The sequence below is a fragment of the Prosthecobacter sp. genome (assembly GCF_044227185.1).
Lineage (GTDB): Bacteria > Verrucomicrobiota > Verrucomicrobiia > Verrucomicrobiales > Verrucomicrobiaceae > Prosthecobacter.
Window position 1 is genome coordinate 89,551 of sequence record NZ_JBGAFO010000017.1, and the last position, 16,534, is coordinate 106,084.

At 63.6% G+C, this 16,534-nt stretch carries 8 protein-coding genes; all 8 read left to right on the plus strand.

Features of this window, described 5'->3' with window-relative positions; all coding sequences use genetic code 11:
• Nucleotides 1–7 precede the first annotated feature (7 nt).
• The 8 genes from ACILSQ_RS28870 (at nt 8) to ACILSQ_RS28905 (ending at nt 16,379) form a co-directional block, all read left to right on the plus strand.
• Nucleotides 8–691, plus strand: coding sequence for a hypothetical protein (locus ACILSQ_RS28870; RefSeq protein WP_395747170.1), 684 nt, complete (start codon nt 8–10; stop codon nt 689–691).
• Nucleotides 688–2,679 carry a BatA domain-containing protein gene (locus ACILSQ_RS28875; RefSeq protein WP_395747171.1) on the plus strand — a complete coding sequence of 664 codons (1,992 nt, stop codon included), beginning with the start codon at nt 688–690 and terminating at the stop codon, nt 2,677–2,679. The genes ACILSQ_RS28870 and ACILSQ_RS28875 overlap by 4 nt, the downstream gene beginning before the upstream one ends.
• 107 nt (nt 2,680–2,786) lie before the next feature.
• The gene (locus ACILSQ_RS28880; RefSeq protein ID WP_395747172.1) at nt 2,787–4,991 is read left to right on the plus strand and encodes a hypothetical protein; all 2,205 of its coding nucleotides are present in this window, start codon (nt 2,787–2,789) and stop codon (nt 4,989–4,991) included.
• A gap of 54 nt (nt 4,992–5,045) precedes the next feature.
• Nucleotides 5,046–8,396: a hypothetical protein gene (locus tag ACILSQ_RS28885; protein WP_395747173.1), complete on the plus strand. Its 3,351-nt coding sequence runs from the start codon at nt 5,046–5,048 to the stop codon at nt 8,394–8,396.
• Nucleotides 8,393–10,744: a hypothetical protein gene (locus tag ACILSQ_RS28890; protein ID WP_395747174.1), complete on the plus strand. Its 2,352-nt coding sequence runs from the start codon at nt 8,393–8,395 to the stop codon at nt 10,742–10,744. Before ACILSQ_RS28885 ends, ACILSQ_RS28890 begins: the two co-directional genes overlap by 4 nt.
• A 36-nt stretch (nt 10,745–10,780) precedes the next feature.
• Nucleotides 10,781–11,869, plus strand: coding sequence for a squalene--hopene cyclase (locus ACILSQ_RS28895; protein ID WP_395747175.1), 1,089 nt, complete (start codon nt 10,781–10,783; stop codon nt 11,867–11,869).
• A complete protein-coding gene (locus ACILSQ_RS28900) occupies nt 11,859–15,095 on the plus strand; it encodes a TlpA family protein disulfide reductase (protein WP_395747176.1) in 3,237 nt (1,078 codons plus the stop codon). The genes ACILSQ_RS28895 and ACILSQ_RS28900 overlap by 11 nt, the downstream gene beginning before the upstream one ends.
• A gap of 147 nt (nt 15,096–15,242) precedes the next feature.
• Complete coding sequence (locus tag ACILSQ_RS28905; RefSeq protein WP_395747177.1) at nt 15,243–16,379, plus strand: transposase; 1,137 nt, start codon at nt 15,243–15,245, stop codon at nt 16,377–16,379.
• Nucleotides 16,380–16,534 lie beyond the last annotated feature (155 nt).

Consider the following 16,534-nt stretch of genomic DNA (forward strand, 5'->3'; position numbering starts at 1 on the left):
CCCAAGGATGTCACCGCCCAAAGCCTCGTCATTCGCCTGGTTCAATTTCTTCGAAATGCTGCTGGTGATTCTTTTGCTCGCCTCAGGCGGCATGATGCTGGGTTTCGGCTGGGATAACCCGGGCCTTGTCGGTTACGTCCCGGCTGGAATCATTACCATCATTGGAGGCATGGTCTGTGCATGCCTGATCTGGCGAAGGCGAGGCACACAACGCTCCACCTTGCTTGCCTGCATCTTTGTGCAGAACCTGGCGAGCCTGGTCGAAGGCATCTTGAAGTGGCGGGCTCAGGAGGAGGGCGCCCGGTGGCCGATGACGTCGTCACTCCTGGCCGCCTTCATCCTGGCGTTCATGATTGCGGAGGAAATATATCATCGACAGCAATCCGCCAGAGCTGCAGAGCCCGACTCCTCACACCTCACCACGGAAGAAGGGATGATGCCTGAGAAAGCCTTCGCACGCGCTCAGCGTGAAATGCGCCATTCAGACAAGTTTGTTTTGACGACCATGGTGATAACGCTGATGGCGGGATTTTTTGGGCTGCTCAGTCTGGCTTTCCTGGCGGAGCCCCAAGACTTCTGGCTTCTGCTGTTTATCAGCCTCGTATTTCTAGCCACGGGTCTCGTTCAATGGAGGGTTCGCCGGCAACTGAAGCACCTGCGGTCCTTGGTTCCTGATCAGCACAACCCATGACCTTCCTCGTTCCAGCGCTGCTCTTCGCCCTGCCGCTCGCGGCGCTGCCGGTGATCATTCATTTGATCCACCTGTACCGGCGCCGTCAGGTGAAGTGGGCGGCGATGATGTTTCTGCACATGGCGCAGCGGATGAACAAGGGCCTTTCGCGGCTGCGGCAGATTCTCATTCTCGCTTTTCGTGTGCTGGCCGTGGCAGCGATTCTGTTTGTCATCACCCGCCCGATGGCCGGTGGGCTGCTCGGCCTCACGGGCGGCGTGCCGGACACGATCATCATCCTTCTGGACCGCTCCGCCAGCATGGAGCAGCAAAACCTCGCCACCGGCACCAGCAAACGCACGGCTGGCATTGCCAAACTCTCGCAGGCCTTGCGCGACACGGTGGGCACGCGCTCAAAGCTTGTGCTCATCGAAAACGGCCACCTGCAGCCGCAGTTGCTGGAGAAGCCGGAGTCGCTCATCGACCTGCCTCTCACAGGCCCCACGGACACCGCGGCCGATGTGCCGGCGCTGCTGCAGGGTGCGCTGGACTACATCACCAAAAACCAAACCGGCCGCACGGATGTCTGGGTGCTGAGCGATCTGCGCCAGAGCGACTGGGACGCCGCGAGCGGACGGTGGCAGGCGCTGCGCAGCGCCTTCACCACGCTGAAGGGGCTGCGTCTTCACCTGCTCACCTACGCGCAGCCGCCGGCGCAAAACCTTGCCGTCTCCGTGCAGCGCGTCATGCGCAATGAAACCGCCGGGAAGGCCGAGGTGCTGCTGGACCTCCGCATCACGCGTGATGCCTCCTCACACGACCCGCTGGAGCTGCCGCTGCGCTTTGTGATCAATGATGTCAGCACCACGATCAAGGTGGAGATGAAAGACTCCCAGCTCGTGATGCAGGGCCACGCCATTCCCATCGACAAGACCACCAAGCGTGGCTGGGGCCGTGTGGAACTTCCCGCCGACACCTCGCCTGCGGACAACGTCTATCATTTCGTCTTTGATGAACCCGCCGTGCTGCAGTCCGTGATCGTGAGCGATGATGAAACCGAGGCCGCGCCGCTGCAGGCAGCGCTGGAAGCCGCCGCCGACCCCACGCGCAAATACGCCGCCACCGTGCTGCCAGCCGCACGCGCCGCGGAGATTCCCTGGGATGATGTCGCGCTCATCATCTGGCATGCCCCTCTGCCGAAGGCGGATGACTTGATCGCGAAGCAGCTCACCAACCACCTCGCCACCGGCCGCAGCCTTCTTTTCCTGCCCGTTGAATCCGCCACTGGGGAGGCTTTTGGCGGCTTGCACTGGGGGGCGTGGACCACCGAGAGCAAGCCCGCCAGCGTGGAATGGTGGCGCAATGACACTGGCCTTCTGGCCAACACCCGCAGCGGCACGGCCCTGCCCGTAGGCGATCTCGAAATCACCCGGCGCTGCGAGATCCTAGGTGAAGGCACGCCTCTGGCGCGACTGACTGGCAACCTCCCTCTGCTCATGCGTGCGGACCTTCCTGGCGATGGCAATGCGTGGTTCCTCGGCACGCTGCCGGGGTCCGGCTCCTCCAGCCTGGCGCGTGATGGGGTGGTGATGTTCGCGATGCTGCACCGCGCGCTCAATGAGGGTGCGCGCAGCCTCGGCAAAGCGCAGCAGCGCGAGGCCGGCCCCTCCTCCCTCGGCAGCGGCGAGCTGAGCGCCTGGAAGCGAAACGGCCAGCCCGTGCTCACCTCCGAGCAGCCGCTGCGCGCCGGCATCGTCACCAACGCGGACCGCCTCGTTGCGCTGAATCGTCCCCTGAGCGAAGATTCTCCTGAAACACTGGGCAAAACCGCCATCGCGGAACTCTTCACCGGCCTCGACTACCACATCATCGAAGACCAGGTGGAAAACAACGCCAGCCTTGCGAGCGAAATCTGGCGCACGTTCCTCTTCATCATGGCCGTCGCCCTGCTCGGCGAGGCTTTGCTTTGCATGCCGGCGAAGCGCGAACAGATCCCTGCCACCCACTAAATCCTCCTCTTACTCCCTAAACTTCATGCCCGCTCATTTCCAACCACCATCCATCCCTTCCCGGGGAGCAAGAGTATGAGTAGGAGGAGGAGGAGAAAGATTTATTCATGAACCCCACCACATCCCAGCTCGTCTTCAATCCCACGCCTGCCGCCTTTGGCGTCGGGGTGGCGTTTGTCGTCGCGATGGGCGGCCTGGCCTTCATGGCCTGGCGTCGCAGTGGCTACCGTTCCATCATCGGCTGGCTGGAGCTGCTGCGCTTCCTCATTGCCCTCGGAATCGCCATCACTCTGCTGCAGCCGGAGTGGCTGGAAACCTTCAAGCCGCAGACGCGGCCCACGCTCGCGGTGCTGCACGATGTCTCGGGCAGCATGACGACCAAGGACGTCATCGACAAGACGAAGCCGACTGCGGAGCCGCTCTCGCGCGAAGAACTCGCCGAACCCCTGATTGATCCCAAGCTCTGGGCGCCGCTGCAGCAGCGCATGGACGTGGTGATCGAGCCTTTCTCGTCATCGCAGACACCGCCGATTGAAGGCACGGACATTCACGCGGCTCTTGCAGGCGTCCTGGAAAAGCAGCCCAACCTCAAGGCGGTGGTGCTCATCAGCGATGGCGACTGGAACACCGGCGTCGCGCCCTCCCAGGCCACCACCCGCCTGCGAATGCGCGAGGTGCCCGTGTTTGCCGTGCCCACTGGCGCGGAGACGCGCCTGCCGGATGTGGAGCTCAGCAGCTTTGACGTGCCCACCTTCGCCGTCGCCGGCAAGCCGCTGCGCATTCCCTTCACCATCGACAGCTCGCTCCCGCGCGATGAAGCCATTGTGCTGGAGATGAAATCCTCCAGCGGCGAGATCGTCACCAAGGAGATCACGCTGCCGGCCATGAGCCGCTTTCAGGACGCCATCGCCTGGAAGCCGGACAAGCCCGGTGAGGTGAAGCTCACGCTCACGATTCCCAAGACACCCGGCGAGCGCTACCCGGAAAACAACTCGCAGGAGGCGCCCCTTTCCATCCGCAAGGAGCAGCTCCGCGTGCTCGTCATCGAATCCTTCCCGCGCTGGGAGTACCGCTACCTGCGCAATGCGCTGGAGCGCGACCCCGGCGTGGATGTGAGCTGCCTGCTGCTGCATCCCGGCCTCGGCAAGGTCGGTGAAGGCCGCGGTTATTTGAAAACATTCCCCAAAGAAGAAGAGCTGACAAAATACGACGTGGTCTTTCTCGGCGATGTCGGTCTCGCCAAAGGCCAGCTCACCGCGGATCAGTGCACCGCCCTGCAAAAGCTCGTGCGCGATCAGGCGGGCGGCCTGGTTTTCATGCCGGGCTTTCATGGCTTCCAATCAACGCTACAGGAGACCCCCCTGGCGGATCTCCTCCCGGTGGTCTGGGACGCCGCACAGCCCCGCGGCTGGGGCTCTTCCTCGCCGGGCAAGTTTGCCCTCACGGAGGCCGGCAGTCACAGCCTGCTGACGAAGCTCGAAGACAGCGACGAGGCCAGCGCCCGTGTGTGGGCCAGCCTCCCCGGCTTCCAGTGGTATGCCCCTGCCCTGCGTCCCAAGGCCGGCACCGAGGTGCTGGCCACCCACGGCACCGAGTCCAACCAGTTTGGGCGCGTGCCGCTCATCGTCACCAAGACCTACGGCGCGGGCAAAATTCTCTTCATGGGCACGGACGGCGCCTGGCGCTGGCGCAAAGGCGTGGAGGACAAATACCACTACCGCTTCTGGGGCCAGGTGGTGCGCTGGATGGCCTACCAGCGCAACATGAGCAGCGGGGACAAAATGCGCCTCTTCTACTCCCCGGACCGCCCCCGCACCGGAGACGTCCTCACGCTCAACGCCAACGTCATGAGCATCACCGGCGAGCCTTTGCGCGAAGGAGTGGTGATGGCACAAATCGCCGCTCCCAGCGGCAAGGTCAGCAGCATCCGCCTCATGCCCGCCGGTGAGGAGGCCTGGGGGTTGTTTAACGGCATCTTCACCCCCGTGGAACCCGGCGAGCACGTGGTGCAGCTCAGCTGCGCCGAGGCAGGCTCATCCCTGGAAACCAAGATTTCCATCCAGGGCACCAGCCGTGAAAAGCGCGGCCAGCCGGCCCGGCTCGACGTCATGCGCGAGATCTCCCGCTTCACCAAAGGCGAGGTGCTGGATGCCAGCCACCCCGCCGCCGTCCTGGCCGCCATCTCCGCCATTCCCGAACCCGCCGTGCAGGAGCGCCGCCTGCAGCTCTGGTCCCACCCCGCCTGGGCGGGCCTGCTGGTGTTCCTCATGGGCCTTTTCTGGGTAGGAAGAAAGGCCGCCGGAACGTTCTAATCCCCCAATCAAAAGCTCGTCAGAGACGTTTCATCAGGATAACATTCGCCGATTATGAAAACAGAACTGCCGGTCATCCTCGAATCGAAGCTCGCGGATTTTCGCAAGCGCGTCTGGATCGTCAAACTCACCGAGGGGCTGCTGGCGGCCGCTTTCGGGATCGTGTTTTCCTACATCCTGGTCTTCGCGCTGGATCGCGTGATGGAGACGCCGGTCTGGCTGCGCGCCACGCTGCTCATCACGGGCGCCGCCGTGCTGGGGCTGGGCCTGCCGCTGAAGTGGCACCGCTGGGTCTGGCGCCAGCGCAGTCTGGAGGACGCCGCGAGGCTGCTCAAGCGCACCTTCCCACGCCTCGGGGATCAACTGCTGGGCATCGTCGAGCTGGCGCATGTCGAGGCGGGTTCGGCCGGGCGCAGCGAGCGCCTGGTGCAGGCGGCCATGGATCAGGCGGCCGATGCGGTGAAGGACAAGGACTTCACCCATGCCGTGCCGGAGGCGAAACATTTCCAGTGGGGCTGGGCGGCCGGAATCACCGCCATGCTCGCCGTCGCGGCCCTCACCCTCGTGCCCGACGCCGCCTGGAACGCCCTCGCCCGCTGGGCCACGCCCTGGCGGGATGTGGAGCGCTTCACCTTCGCGAAGATCGAGCCCCTGCCAGACCGCCTGGTGGTGCCGTTTGCAGAGCCCTTTGATCTCAAGGTCCAGCTCAACAAGGACACCCGCTGGTCGCCTGCCGCGGCCACGGCCCAGATCAGCGATCAGCCAGCCGTGGTGAGCAGCCTCAAGCAAGGTGCCTATCCCCTGGCGTTTCCGCCTCAAAAGGAAGATGCGGCCCTGTCCCTCTCCCTGGGCGATGTGCGCAAGACCGTGAGCGTCCAGCCCCGCACCCGGCCGGAGCTCACCGCGCTTTCCGTGCGCACCCGCCTGCCGGACTATTTGAAATACAAGACGGAGCCGATGATCGAAGTACGCGGCGGCTCGGTGAGCGTGCTGAAAGGAGCCCAGGCCTCCCTCGAAGCCACCGCATCGCGTGATCTCGCCTCGGCCGAGATGGATGGCGAAGCGGAAAAAGTGTCCGGCACGAAGGTGACCACCCCTTTCCACAAGGTCTCAGCCGACGCTGAAAAGCATGTGATGTGGAAAGACCGCGACGGCCTCACGCCACGCGAACCGCTTGTGTTAAAGATCAACGCCATCGCAGACGAAGCCCCGCGCCTGGCCGCACGGCGTGAAACTCAGGAGCAGGTGGTGCTCGATTCCGAAGTCGTCGTGTTTGATCTCGATGTGCAGGATGACTTCGGCATCCAGCGCACGGGCCTGGAATGGCGCAGCGTCAATGATGACAAGACCAAGGGGGATAAAATTGCCGCCGCCGGCGAGCCCGAAAAGAAGATGCTGTCCTCCAAGGCCACCTTCTGCGCCACCCGTGACGGCGTGGCCCCTCAGACCCTGGAGATCCGCGCCTGGGCGGAGGACTATCTGCCACAGCGCAAGCGCGCCTACTCCACCGCCTTCGTGCTGCACGTGCTGAACAAGACCGACCACGCCCTCTGGCTCACGGAGCAGTTTGGCAAATGGCTCGAAGCCGCGCGCGAAAGCTACGAGCGTGAGCAGCAGCTTCACGCCACCAACAAGGAGCTGCGCGCCCTCAGCCCCGCGGAGCTCGACCGCCCGGAGAACCGCCGCAAGATCGCCCAGCAGGCCAGCGCTGAAAATGCCAATGCCACGCGTCTTGGCATGCTGAACCAAAGCGGCCGCAGCCTGGTGGAGCAGGCCACGCGCAACGACGAATTTGACGCCAAGCGCCTCGAATCCTGGGCCACCATGCTGAAGTCCCTCCAGGACATCTCCGCCAAGCGCATGCCCAGTGTGGCGGACCTGCTGAAGCAGAGCTCCAACGCGCAGGCTGGCAAACCCAGCCAGTCCACCGCCGCCAATCCGCCGTCCAATTCCTCCCAGCAGTCTTCCTCCAAGCCAGGCAAGCCGGGCGAAGGCAAGGCCGGTCAGAGCAAGCCCAGCGCACCGCAGATTGCCAACGGTCCGGACCTTCCCAAGGCTTCGCAGGGCGGCAAGGCCTCCACCGAAGAGCAGAAGAAGGACAACATGCCCGGCATCTCCGACAAGGAGGGCTCCATGAGCAAGGCCGAGCAGCAGCCGGCCGACCCGAACGCGAAGCCCTCGCCGCCCAAGCCCAGCGCCATGAAGCTGCCCACCACGCAGATGGCCGCGGCTCCCGGCGCCAAGAAGAATGACAAGCCGGAGGACAAGCCCCAGGAGCAGCCGCCGGCCTCCCAGGCGCAGAAGAAAATGCAGGATGCGCTCGACGAGCAGAAGCTGCTGCTGGCCGAATTTGCGCGCGTCTCGGATGAACTGGGCTCCATCCTCGCGAGCCTGGAGGCCAGCACTTTTGTGAAACGGCTCAAAGCCGCCTCGCGCCAGCAGCTGGTGGTCTCCAAGGATCTCAACACCAAGACGCTCAGCGCCTTCGGCCTGGAGCGCAAGCCGGTGAAGGATGCGGCCGCCATCGCCGAAAATGAGAAGTCCCAGAGCGAAGTCGTGCGCGTGATCCAGAGCGACCTCGAGGCCTACTTCGCACGGAAGCCCGACATGCATTTCAAGAATATCATCAGCCAGATGAAGGAGACCCAGGTGGTGAAAATGCTCACCTACCTGGGAGACCAGGCCGCGGTGAACCTCAGCGGCAACAGCATGGCGGGCGCCGAATTCTGGGCGGACACCCTGGACCGCTGGGCGGAGGAGATGGTGGCGGCCAGCGAGTGCAAATCCTGCAGCAGTTGCAGCGCGGACAGCCTGCCTCCGGAGATCGTGCTCAAGGTCATGCAGTCTCTGCGCGATGAAATGAAACTGCGCGAAGAAACCCGCGAGCTGGAAAACGCGAAGGCCGCCCTCAAGGAAGGAGAGCACGGAAAAAAATCCGCCATCCTCGCCTCGAAGCAGTTTGGCATCCAGGCCAGCACCCGCGGTGCGTTTGATGACATCCTCCGTCTGCCCCAGGGGAATGAAAAATTTGGCAAGGAGCTCAAGCTGCTCAATGCCGTGATGCATGTGATGGATGAAGCCGCCGGCATTCTCGACAAACCGGACACCGGCGCACCAGCCATCGCCGCGGAGACGGAAGCCATCGAGCTCCTGCTGCAGGCCAAGCGCCAGGGCAAGGGCGGCGGCGGCGGGGGCTCCAATCCGGGCGGCGGCGGCACCGCGGGCGCGGAGAGCGCCGTGGCCGCGCTTTCAGATCTCGGCCCCGGATCCGATGCCGAGACCAATGTCAACGCCCGCCCGGTGGGCCAGGCCACTGGCAAGGCCGGCCGCGAACTGCCCGAAGAATTCAAGACCGGGCTGGACGCCTATTTCAACAAGCTGGAAGCAGGAGGCGCTGGCAAATGATCAAGCTGCTGCTGGTGGCCCTCGTCATCGCCGGTGGAGGCGAAACCCGCGCGCAGATCCCCTCACGCGCCGAGCTGAAGAAGCCTCTTTCCCCAGCGGTGGAGAAGGTGCTGGCGGATTTTGTGCAGTCATGCGTGCCTGAAAAGCACAAGCAGCTCACCGCGCAGATGGCGGACGTCATCCAGGCCATCGACACAGCGGTGAAGCTCTCCCCGGAGGAAAAAACCAGGCTGCAGACGGAGTCCGGCAAGGCCGTGGATGCCACGGTCAAAACGTGGCAGCCGCTCGCCCTGGTGATGATGCGCACCTATCTCTCACGCACCTCCGACGCCGCCGCCATCCGCCACATCGGCATGTGGAAGCCGGACGTGGCAGGCCCCAATGAACCCGTGGAGGACTGGACCCCGCCCGATGAAGACCCTGCGTGGCTTGCCGCGGTGCAGGCCACGCTCGGCGCCGCCCGCTACACCACCTGGCATGAGGCGGATGAGAAGGCGAAGCAGCAGACGGACAAGGAAATCTCCGCCCATCTGGAGCGCTGGGTGCGTGAATCACGCGGGCCCATGAATGAAGACCTCCGCGCCAGGATCGATCTGATGAAGCAAAAGCTCTCGCTCTCGGATGCCCAGGTCAAGGCTTTGAACAAGACGGCGGACGACCTGCTGGACCGGCTCAGCAGCGCCGAAAAAAAGCGCGCCACCGGCATGCTGCGCACTCTCCCGCCGGCGGCCCGGGAAAACATCATGCGCCGCAATTACTTCTCCATCCGTTTTGACCGGCCGCGCGGCGAGGTGTGGGACAAGACCTGGGACGAAGCAGCGGCGAAGGTCCTGTCTTCAGACATGCTCACCCAGTGGCAGAAGACCGACAAGGAGGAGCGCGGCAAGGCGGAGTCCGAGCTGGCGGACATGATCAAGCCTTCCGAACAGCAGGCCGAGCAGCAGATGGAAATGGCCATGGGCGCGGAGATCGACGGCATGGTCCTGTCTCTGAATCTAAGCAAGGAGCGCCAGGACGCGCTGGAGAAGCTGTCGAAACAGGCCATCCAGGAGTCCCTGCGGCAGGCGCGCAAGGGCTGGCTGCAGCAGGCCAAAAACTACTCCTCCAGCGAGCGCAAGCGCGTCCGTGGGAACGTGTATTTCGGCATCAACGAGGACATCCAGGCCATGAAGCTGCCCATCTGGACGCAGGGGGTCAAAAAACTGCTGACCGAGGAGGAGCGCGCGCGCATGACGTCTGAAAACAAGCTGCGCGAGCAGCGCACCGGCCAGGCCATCGCGCGCGCCTGCCTTGCCGAGATGGACAAGCTGGTGTGCCTCAGCCAGGTCCAGCGCTCACAGCTTGAGCCCCTCCTCGCGGAGACCATGCAGCCCCTTCTCGATCAGCGCCGTCAGCAGTACTGGAGCTACAACACCGCCCAGCTTTTTCAGAACGCGGGCAAGGTGAAGGAGGAAAAGGTGCGCGCCATTCTGGATGACGTGCAGTGGGCTCATTGGAAGGAGCTGATCTTTTCCAAGGGCTCCACCTCGCGCAATTCCATGCCGGACACGAACGGCTCCTTCGCCGAGGTGCCTGACATGGAGGCGGCCATTTCGCAGCACCTCTACAAGATGTTTGTGGCGGAGCGCAGCCGGGCACTCGAGGCGATGATGCCGCAGGTCGAGGAAGCCTCCCGCCTGCTCTCCCTGCCCGGGCCGGTCGTCGCACGCCTCACCACCGCGGCCAAAGGCGCGGTGGAGTCCAGTCTGGCCTACTGGCGCCAGTTTGCGGAAAACTTCATCCGCCAGAGCGTTCAGAACGCCACGCCGAAAAACGTCATGCAGGCGCTGGCGGGCACGGAGCGCGCCAGCTTCAGCCGCAATGAAATCCAGCCGCAAAACACCGACATCTGGAAAACCGCCCTCAAGACCACTCTGACCGAATCCCAGCAGAAAACTCTCCAGCAGGCGTCCGATGAACGCCTGCAGTACCGCCTCAAGGCCATGGCCGCCATGAGCGCCTCCGAGCTCGACCGCCGCCGCAGGCTTTCCGCGGATCAATGCGCCAGGATCGAAGACGCCATCCAGCGCGTGCTGGCCGACTATCTGCCGGACATCGAGCGCTACATGTCCTTCCAGTGGTACCTGCAGTACTACTATGCCCTCGTTCCCGTGGCCGGCGTCGCGGAAAAGGAAATGCAGAAGATCCTCACACCGGAGCAGTGGAAGCTCTGCAAGGAACGCGATCTCCCTGACGCCGTGCAGTATTGGGAGGGCATCCAGAACAATCACGAGCAGCGCATGAAGCAGGGCGGACGCGCCAACCCCAACCAGATCATCATCAACGGCGGCATCATGTTTGATCAATGACAAATCAAATGGCGAAACCAGAATGAGGAATGACGAATGAATGACGAAATCTCCACGACAAAACCGCGGCCTGCCGTCCCGCACGACAGCGCCGCGCCATTCGTCATCCGCCATTCGTCATTCCTCATTCTGCTCTGCACCTTTCTCTTCACGCTGAGCACCCTCGCCCAGGACCCCTCACTCCGCTTCGGCGGCGCCATCCCCCAGGAGGTGGAGACCGTCTACGAGCGCGGTCTCGCATGGCTCGCCTCCAAACAGAGCGACTCCGGAAGCTGGCAGGGAGGCCACGATGGCGCCGGCATCGACGGCATCTGCCTCATGGCTTTTCTCGCCAGCGGTGAAGATCCAAACTTCGGCCGCTATGCGCCAAACATCCGCCGCGCGCTGCGTGCCATCATTCGCAGCCAGGATGCGACCAGCGGCTACCTCCCCAACAGCATGTACCATCACGGCTTTGCCATGCTCTCCCTTTCCGAAGCCTATGGCGCCGTGGACGAGTCGCTTCTCTGGGAGGGCGGCAAGCCGGTGCGCTCCATCGGCCAGGCGCTGGATCTCGCCATCCGCTGCGCCTCCACTTCACAGAAGGCCAACCGCTGGGGCGGCTGGCGGTACATGCCCAACTCGACCGATGCGGACACCTCCGTCACCGGAGCCGTGCTTATGGGCCTCCTCGCCGCGCGCAATGCCGGCATGGACGTCCCCGATGAAGTCGTCAACACCGCGCTGGAATACATGCGGCGCAGCACCGGGAAGGACGGCAGCGTCGCCTATTCCGGCGGCTTCGGCGGCTTCGGCGAGTCGATGAACCGCAGCGCCATCGCCACCCTCGTGGCCGCCGTTTCCAAGCACAAGGACAGCGAGGAGTTCAAGGCCACCCTCAAGCACATCACCGACCGCCTGGAGCACTCCGAAGGCGGCTACAAGGAGTACTTCCGCTATTACATGGCCCAGGCCTTGTTCCAGGGCGACTACGTCTCCTGGCAAAAATGGAACGCCGCCACCGCGCGCGTGCTCGGGGAAAGCCAGTCCGCGGACGGCAGCTTTGGCAGCGGCGCCTATGAGACCGGCATGTCCCTTCTGGCCCTGGGGTTAAACTATCGTTTCCTGCCCATCTATGAACGCTAGACATCTCGTCGCTTTCCTGATGCTGGCGGGCATCACCTGCCCCGGCTCCGAGCTGCACTGGCAGAATGGCGAGTGGATCGGCGGTGATTTCGTCGGTTTCGAAAACGGCCAGGCCATCTGGCGCACGCCCATGTTCAGCGAGAACTTCCGGGTGAGCGTGGACGTGCTGAAGCGCGTGAACCGCTTCAAGACGGACGCCCAGACAGACGAAGCCTTCAGCATCCGCCTCGCCGATGGCAGCCGCCTGTTTGGCTCCGTCACAGGACTCGATGCCAGGACCCTGAGCGTGACATCCGCGCGCTTCGGCAGCATCCAGGTGCTGCGCGAGGCCGTCGTCAGCGTGCAGCGCCTGAAAGCCGCCGGAACTCTCCTTTCCACCCTCGCCGGCACTCACGGCTGGACCGAGCCCGCCCCGCCGAACAGCAGCACCGCTGCTCCCAAGGAAAAACTCTGGCGCATGGTTCCGGGCGCGGCTTTGCAGCAGGTGGGCTGGAACCGCCGCGCCACCCTTCCCGTGGAGGCACCGGAGCTGGTGGAGCTGCACTTCACGCTCAGCTCCAGCACGCGGCCTGAGTTTAAACTGGAGCTCAAGACCGCGGATGACGAGCGCGTCATTGTGGAGACGTGGGTCGATGACGTGGTGCTGCAGGGCCGCGTGTTTGAAAGTGTGCAAAAACTCGGCAGCGATTCGCGCCGCATCACGCTCACCCTGTTCTGGAACCGCAAAACAGGCCTGTGCGCCATCTATGGGGCCGACGGCCGGAAGCTCGCCGAAACCAGCAAGGAGCCGGTGGATGCCGCCGAAACCGCAGCGCAGCCGAAAGCCGCGGAAAAGAAACCCGCGCCGAAAGCCGGCGGCGGGCTTTTTGGCGCGCTGCTCGGCGCGGTGAAGGGAGCCGTCCAGGGCCGGGCTGAAGCCGTGGCGCAGGCGCAGGAACAGGCGCGCAATTCCTCCAACACGACAGATGTCAGTCCCACCGGCCTCACCCTGCTCAACAAGGGGCCCAATCTGACTCTGGAGGCCCTGCGCATCCGCGCGTGGGATGGCGTGCTTCCCACCGACATCACCGACGTGCGGCCGCGCATCGAACTGACCGACGGGCATTATCTCAAAGCACGCGCCGTACGCGCAGACTCCGCCACGCTCACAGTGCTCGGCCAGGACGGCAAAGAAACCAGCCTGCCCTGGGACAAGGTTCTGGCTGTGGAAATGCTCACGGAAGCCTCGCCCTTTTTCCAGGCCGCGCAGCCCCTCACGGAGATGTGGTTCACCGATGGAGAATGGATCAATGGCACCCTGCTGCAGGTGCGCAATGACGCGGCCTCCTTCAAAACCACCTTCTCCGAGGCGCCGGTGAATTTCAAGATCACCACGCTCCACCACATGGAGTTCAAAGGTTTCGAAAAAGACGAAAAGAAGACCGATCTGAAATCCCTCGACACCCTCACCATCAACAAAAACATCCTGCACGGCACCCTCGCTGCCGGCGGCGGGGCGCAGCCCCTCTGGAAGCCCTTCGGCGCTCTCAAGCCCGTCGCCATGGTCAGCTCGGGCGAGATGGAGATCACCCGCGCCGTGGCAGAGCAGCCCGCGGGCATGCGCAGCGAGGCCCTGTTCTATCTTAACGACGGCGATGTGGTCCCCGGCAGGCTGCGGGCCATCGATGCAAAACGGGTGGACATCGACTCCGAGGTCGCGGCTGTAAAACACCTCCCCGCCGACAAGCTCCAGGCCATTCAATTCGGCGGAGCCGCTTTGAACCTCGACGGTTTCGAGGATCCCGGCTGGCAGCGTGTGCGCGGCGGTGCCGACCAGGTGCAGCGCATTGGCAAGGCGGAGGTCTCCTTCAATGCCGGCGGTTCATGGGGGCATCCCTCCTTCATGCAGGTCAATGAGATCAACTTCACCCTCCACAACAGCGGTTTCTGCGCCATGCGCATGCGTTTGTTCTGCGACGGCATTAATCCCGCCGCGCCCAGCACCAATCTCCTCTTCGGCCACATGGGCAGCGAGGTCTGCTTCGGCCTCGAATCCAATGGCGATCAAATGGACCGGCAGTTTCGCCTGCGCACCAACGGCTCCGTGCCCGTCCGCATCGCCATGACGGAAGGCACCGTCGAAGTCTTCTTCAATGGCGTCTCCGCGCGCAAGATCGTGCTCAATCCCAAAATGCGCTCCGGCAGCGGCATCATCATCGAGCCCTTCAGCCTCTGGGGAAATGGCGAACGCCCCGTGAAAATCACCTCCTTCAGCGCCCGCATTGCGCCCGGCCGCGTGGCCGTTCCCGTCGTCGATGCACGCGCCCGGGAGAATGCCCTCACCGTCCCCCGCTTCCGCAAGGAAGACCCGCCGCGGCACGCACTGCTCGCCGCAAACGGAGACCTGCTGCGCGGGGTGATCGAGGCCGCCACCGCGGATCACTTTGCCGTCCGCTCCGGAATGGAGACCATTCAAGTCCCGCGCGACCGCGTGAAAGCCGCCGTCTGGCTCATCAAGCCCGCGGACGCCGTCAGTGCCGCCTTCGTCGCCCTCGACAAGAAAGACGAGCCCCCCGTCATCACCCACTGGCTGCTGCTCAACAACGGCGGTCGTCTTGGCTTGAAGGTGAGTCGCTTCGCTGAAGACGCGGTCTTCGGCACCCATCCCCTCCTCGGCGACTGCCGCGTGCCTCTCACCCAGATTTATGTCATCCGCACCACCACGCCTCCTGACAATGCCGCCATGGTGGCCCTCCGGGAATGGAAGCTGAAATTCGCGCCCGAGCCCGTGCTTCCCGCCTCCGGCGGCCAGAGCTCCCCCCTGCTCAATCAGGATGCAAAGCCCTTCACTCTTCCCCTGCTCGGCGGCGGGGATTTTGATCTCGCCAAAGAAAAAGGCAAAGTGATCGTCCTCGACTTCTGGGCCACCTGGTGCGGCCCCTGCATCAAGTCGCTTCCTCAGATGATCGACGAAATGTCGGCCTTTGATAAGCAGCAAGTCCGCTTCGTCGGCATCAACCAGGCCGAAGACAAAGACACCGTGAAAACCTTCCTCGAAACCCGCGGCTGGAAGTTTGAAGTCGCGCTCGATGCCGATCAGCGCGTCGGCCAGAACTTCGGCGTCGAAGGCATCCCTCACACCGTCGTCATCGGCCCCGACGGCAAAGTCGCCTACGTCAAATCCGGCTACGACCCCGAAGGCGCCAAAGAAGTCACGGAAACCGTGAAGAAACTCCTGCAGAAATAGGCCTCACGAAAAGCTCCCGGTTCGCGTTGTCGGCACCTAACATAATGCCAGGCATTTAGTTATTGATCGCGCAGCCCTCGTCTGTAAAAACATAATGCCAGGCATTTAGTTGTTGCCGCCGCCACGTTTCCTTCCATCTTCCGCCCCATGCGCCCCGCCCAATCCCCTCATCCCCAGTCGCCCCCGCTCGAAGAGCAGCTTGTCGGCGTGAATGCCAAAACCGGCCTCTATCCCGGCGCGCGCTCCTGGTCCGGTGGCCGCCACCGCATCCTTGGCAAAGGTCCCCTGGAATCCTACTGCTACCACGTCATGTCACGCACCTGCGGCGGCGAGGTTCATTTCGACGACATCGAAAAAGAAGCCCTCCGCCGCGTCATCTGGCGCATGGCGGAGTTCTCCGGCATCAAGGTCGTCACCTACTGCCTCATGAGCAATCACTTCCACCTCCTCGCCGAGGTGCCCCACCGGCAGACCTGGCTGCAGCGCTTTGAAGGTCCCCACGGCGAGGTGAAGCTCTTCGATCATCTCGCCATCCTCTACAGCCGTGCCTACCTCGCCCTCCTCCGCGAGGAACTCTCCGATCTCCGCTCCCGCGGCCTGACCGTCCTCGCCGATCAGCGCATCGCCGCCCTCAAAAAGCGCTTCTGCGATCTCTCCCTCTTCGTCAAAGAAATCAAAGAGCGTTTCAGCCGCTGGTACAACAAGCGCCATGAACGCAAGGGAACGCTGTGGATGGACCGCTTCAAAAGCGTGCTCGTCGAAGGCAAAGGCGAGCCTCTCCGCACCATGGCCGCCTACATCGATCTCAACCCCGTCCGCGCCGGCCTGTGCCAAGATCCCAAGGACTACCGCTGGTGCGGCTACGCCGAAGCCCTCAGCGGCAGTCGCCGAGCCCAGCGCGGCCTGTGCAAGGCCCTCGGCAAACCCGTGGACGGCTGGCGCTCCGCCGGTGCCGCCGAAGCCTACCGCTGCCTCCTCCACGATGAGGGCCGCGAGGTGCGCGATGCCCAGAACAAAACCGTCATGCGCCGCGGCATCACCCCCGAATCCGCCCGCGCCGTGCTCGCCGCCAAAGGCAAACTCAGCCCCGCCGAGCTCGTTCGCCTCCGCGTGCGCTACTTCACCGACGGCCTCGTCCTCGGCAGCAAGGCGTTCGTCGAAGACATCTTCCAGACCCAGCGGGATCGTTTCGGTCCAAAGCGCAAACACGGCAGTCACCGTATCCCAGAATCACACGCTCCCTTCTACTCCCTGCGACAGTTGCGGCTGCGACCCGTGGAATGATTGCCAGGCAAAAGACGACACGGCAGCCCTGGCGATTCGCAAAGCTCATCCCAGGCACTTGCACTTGCACGTCCGCATGAATCAAAGCGCGCTGCGCCGAACTGTTTTACACCTCCTCCATGTAGAACACTCCCAAATAAAACAGGCGCGATCTT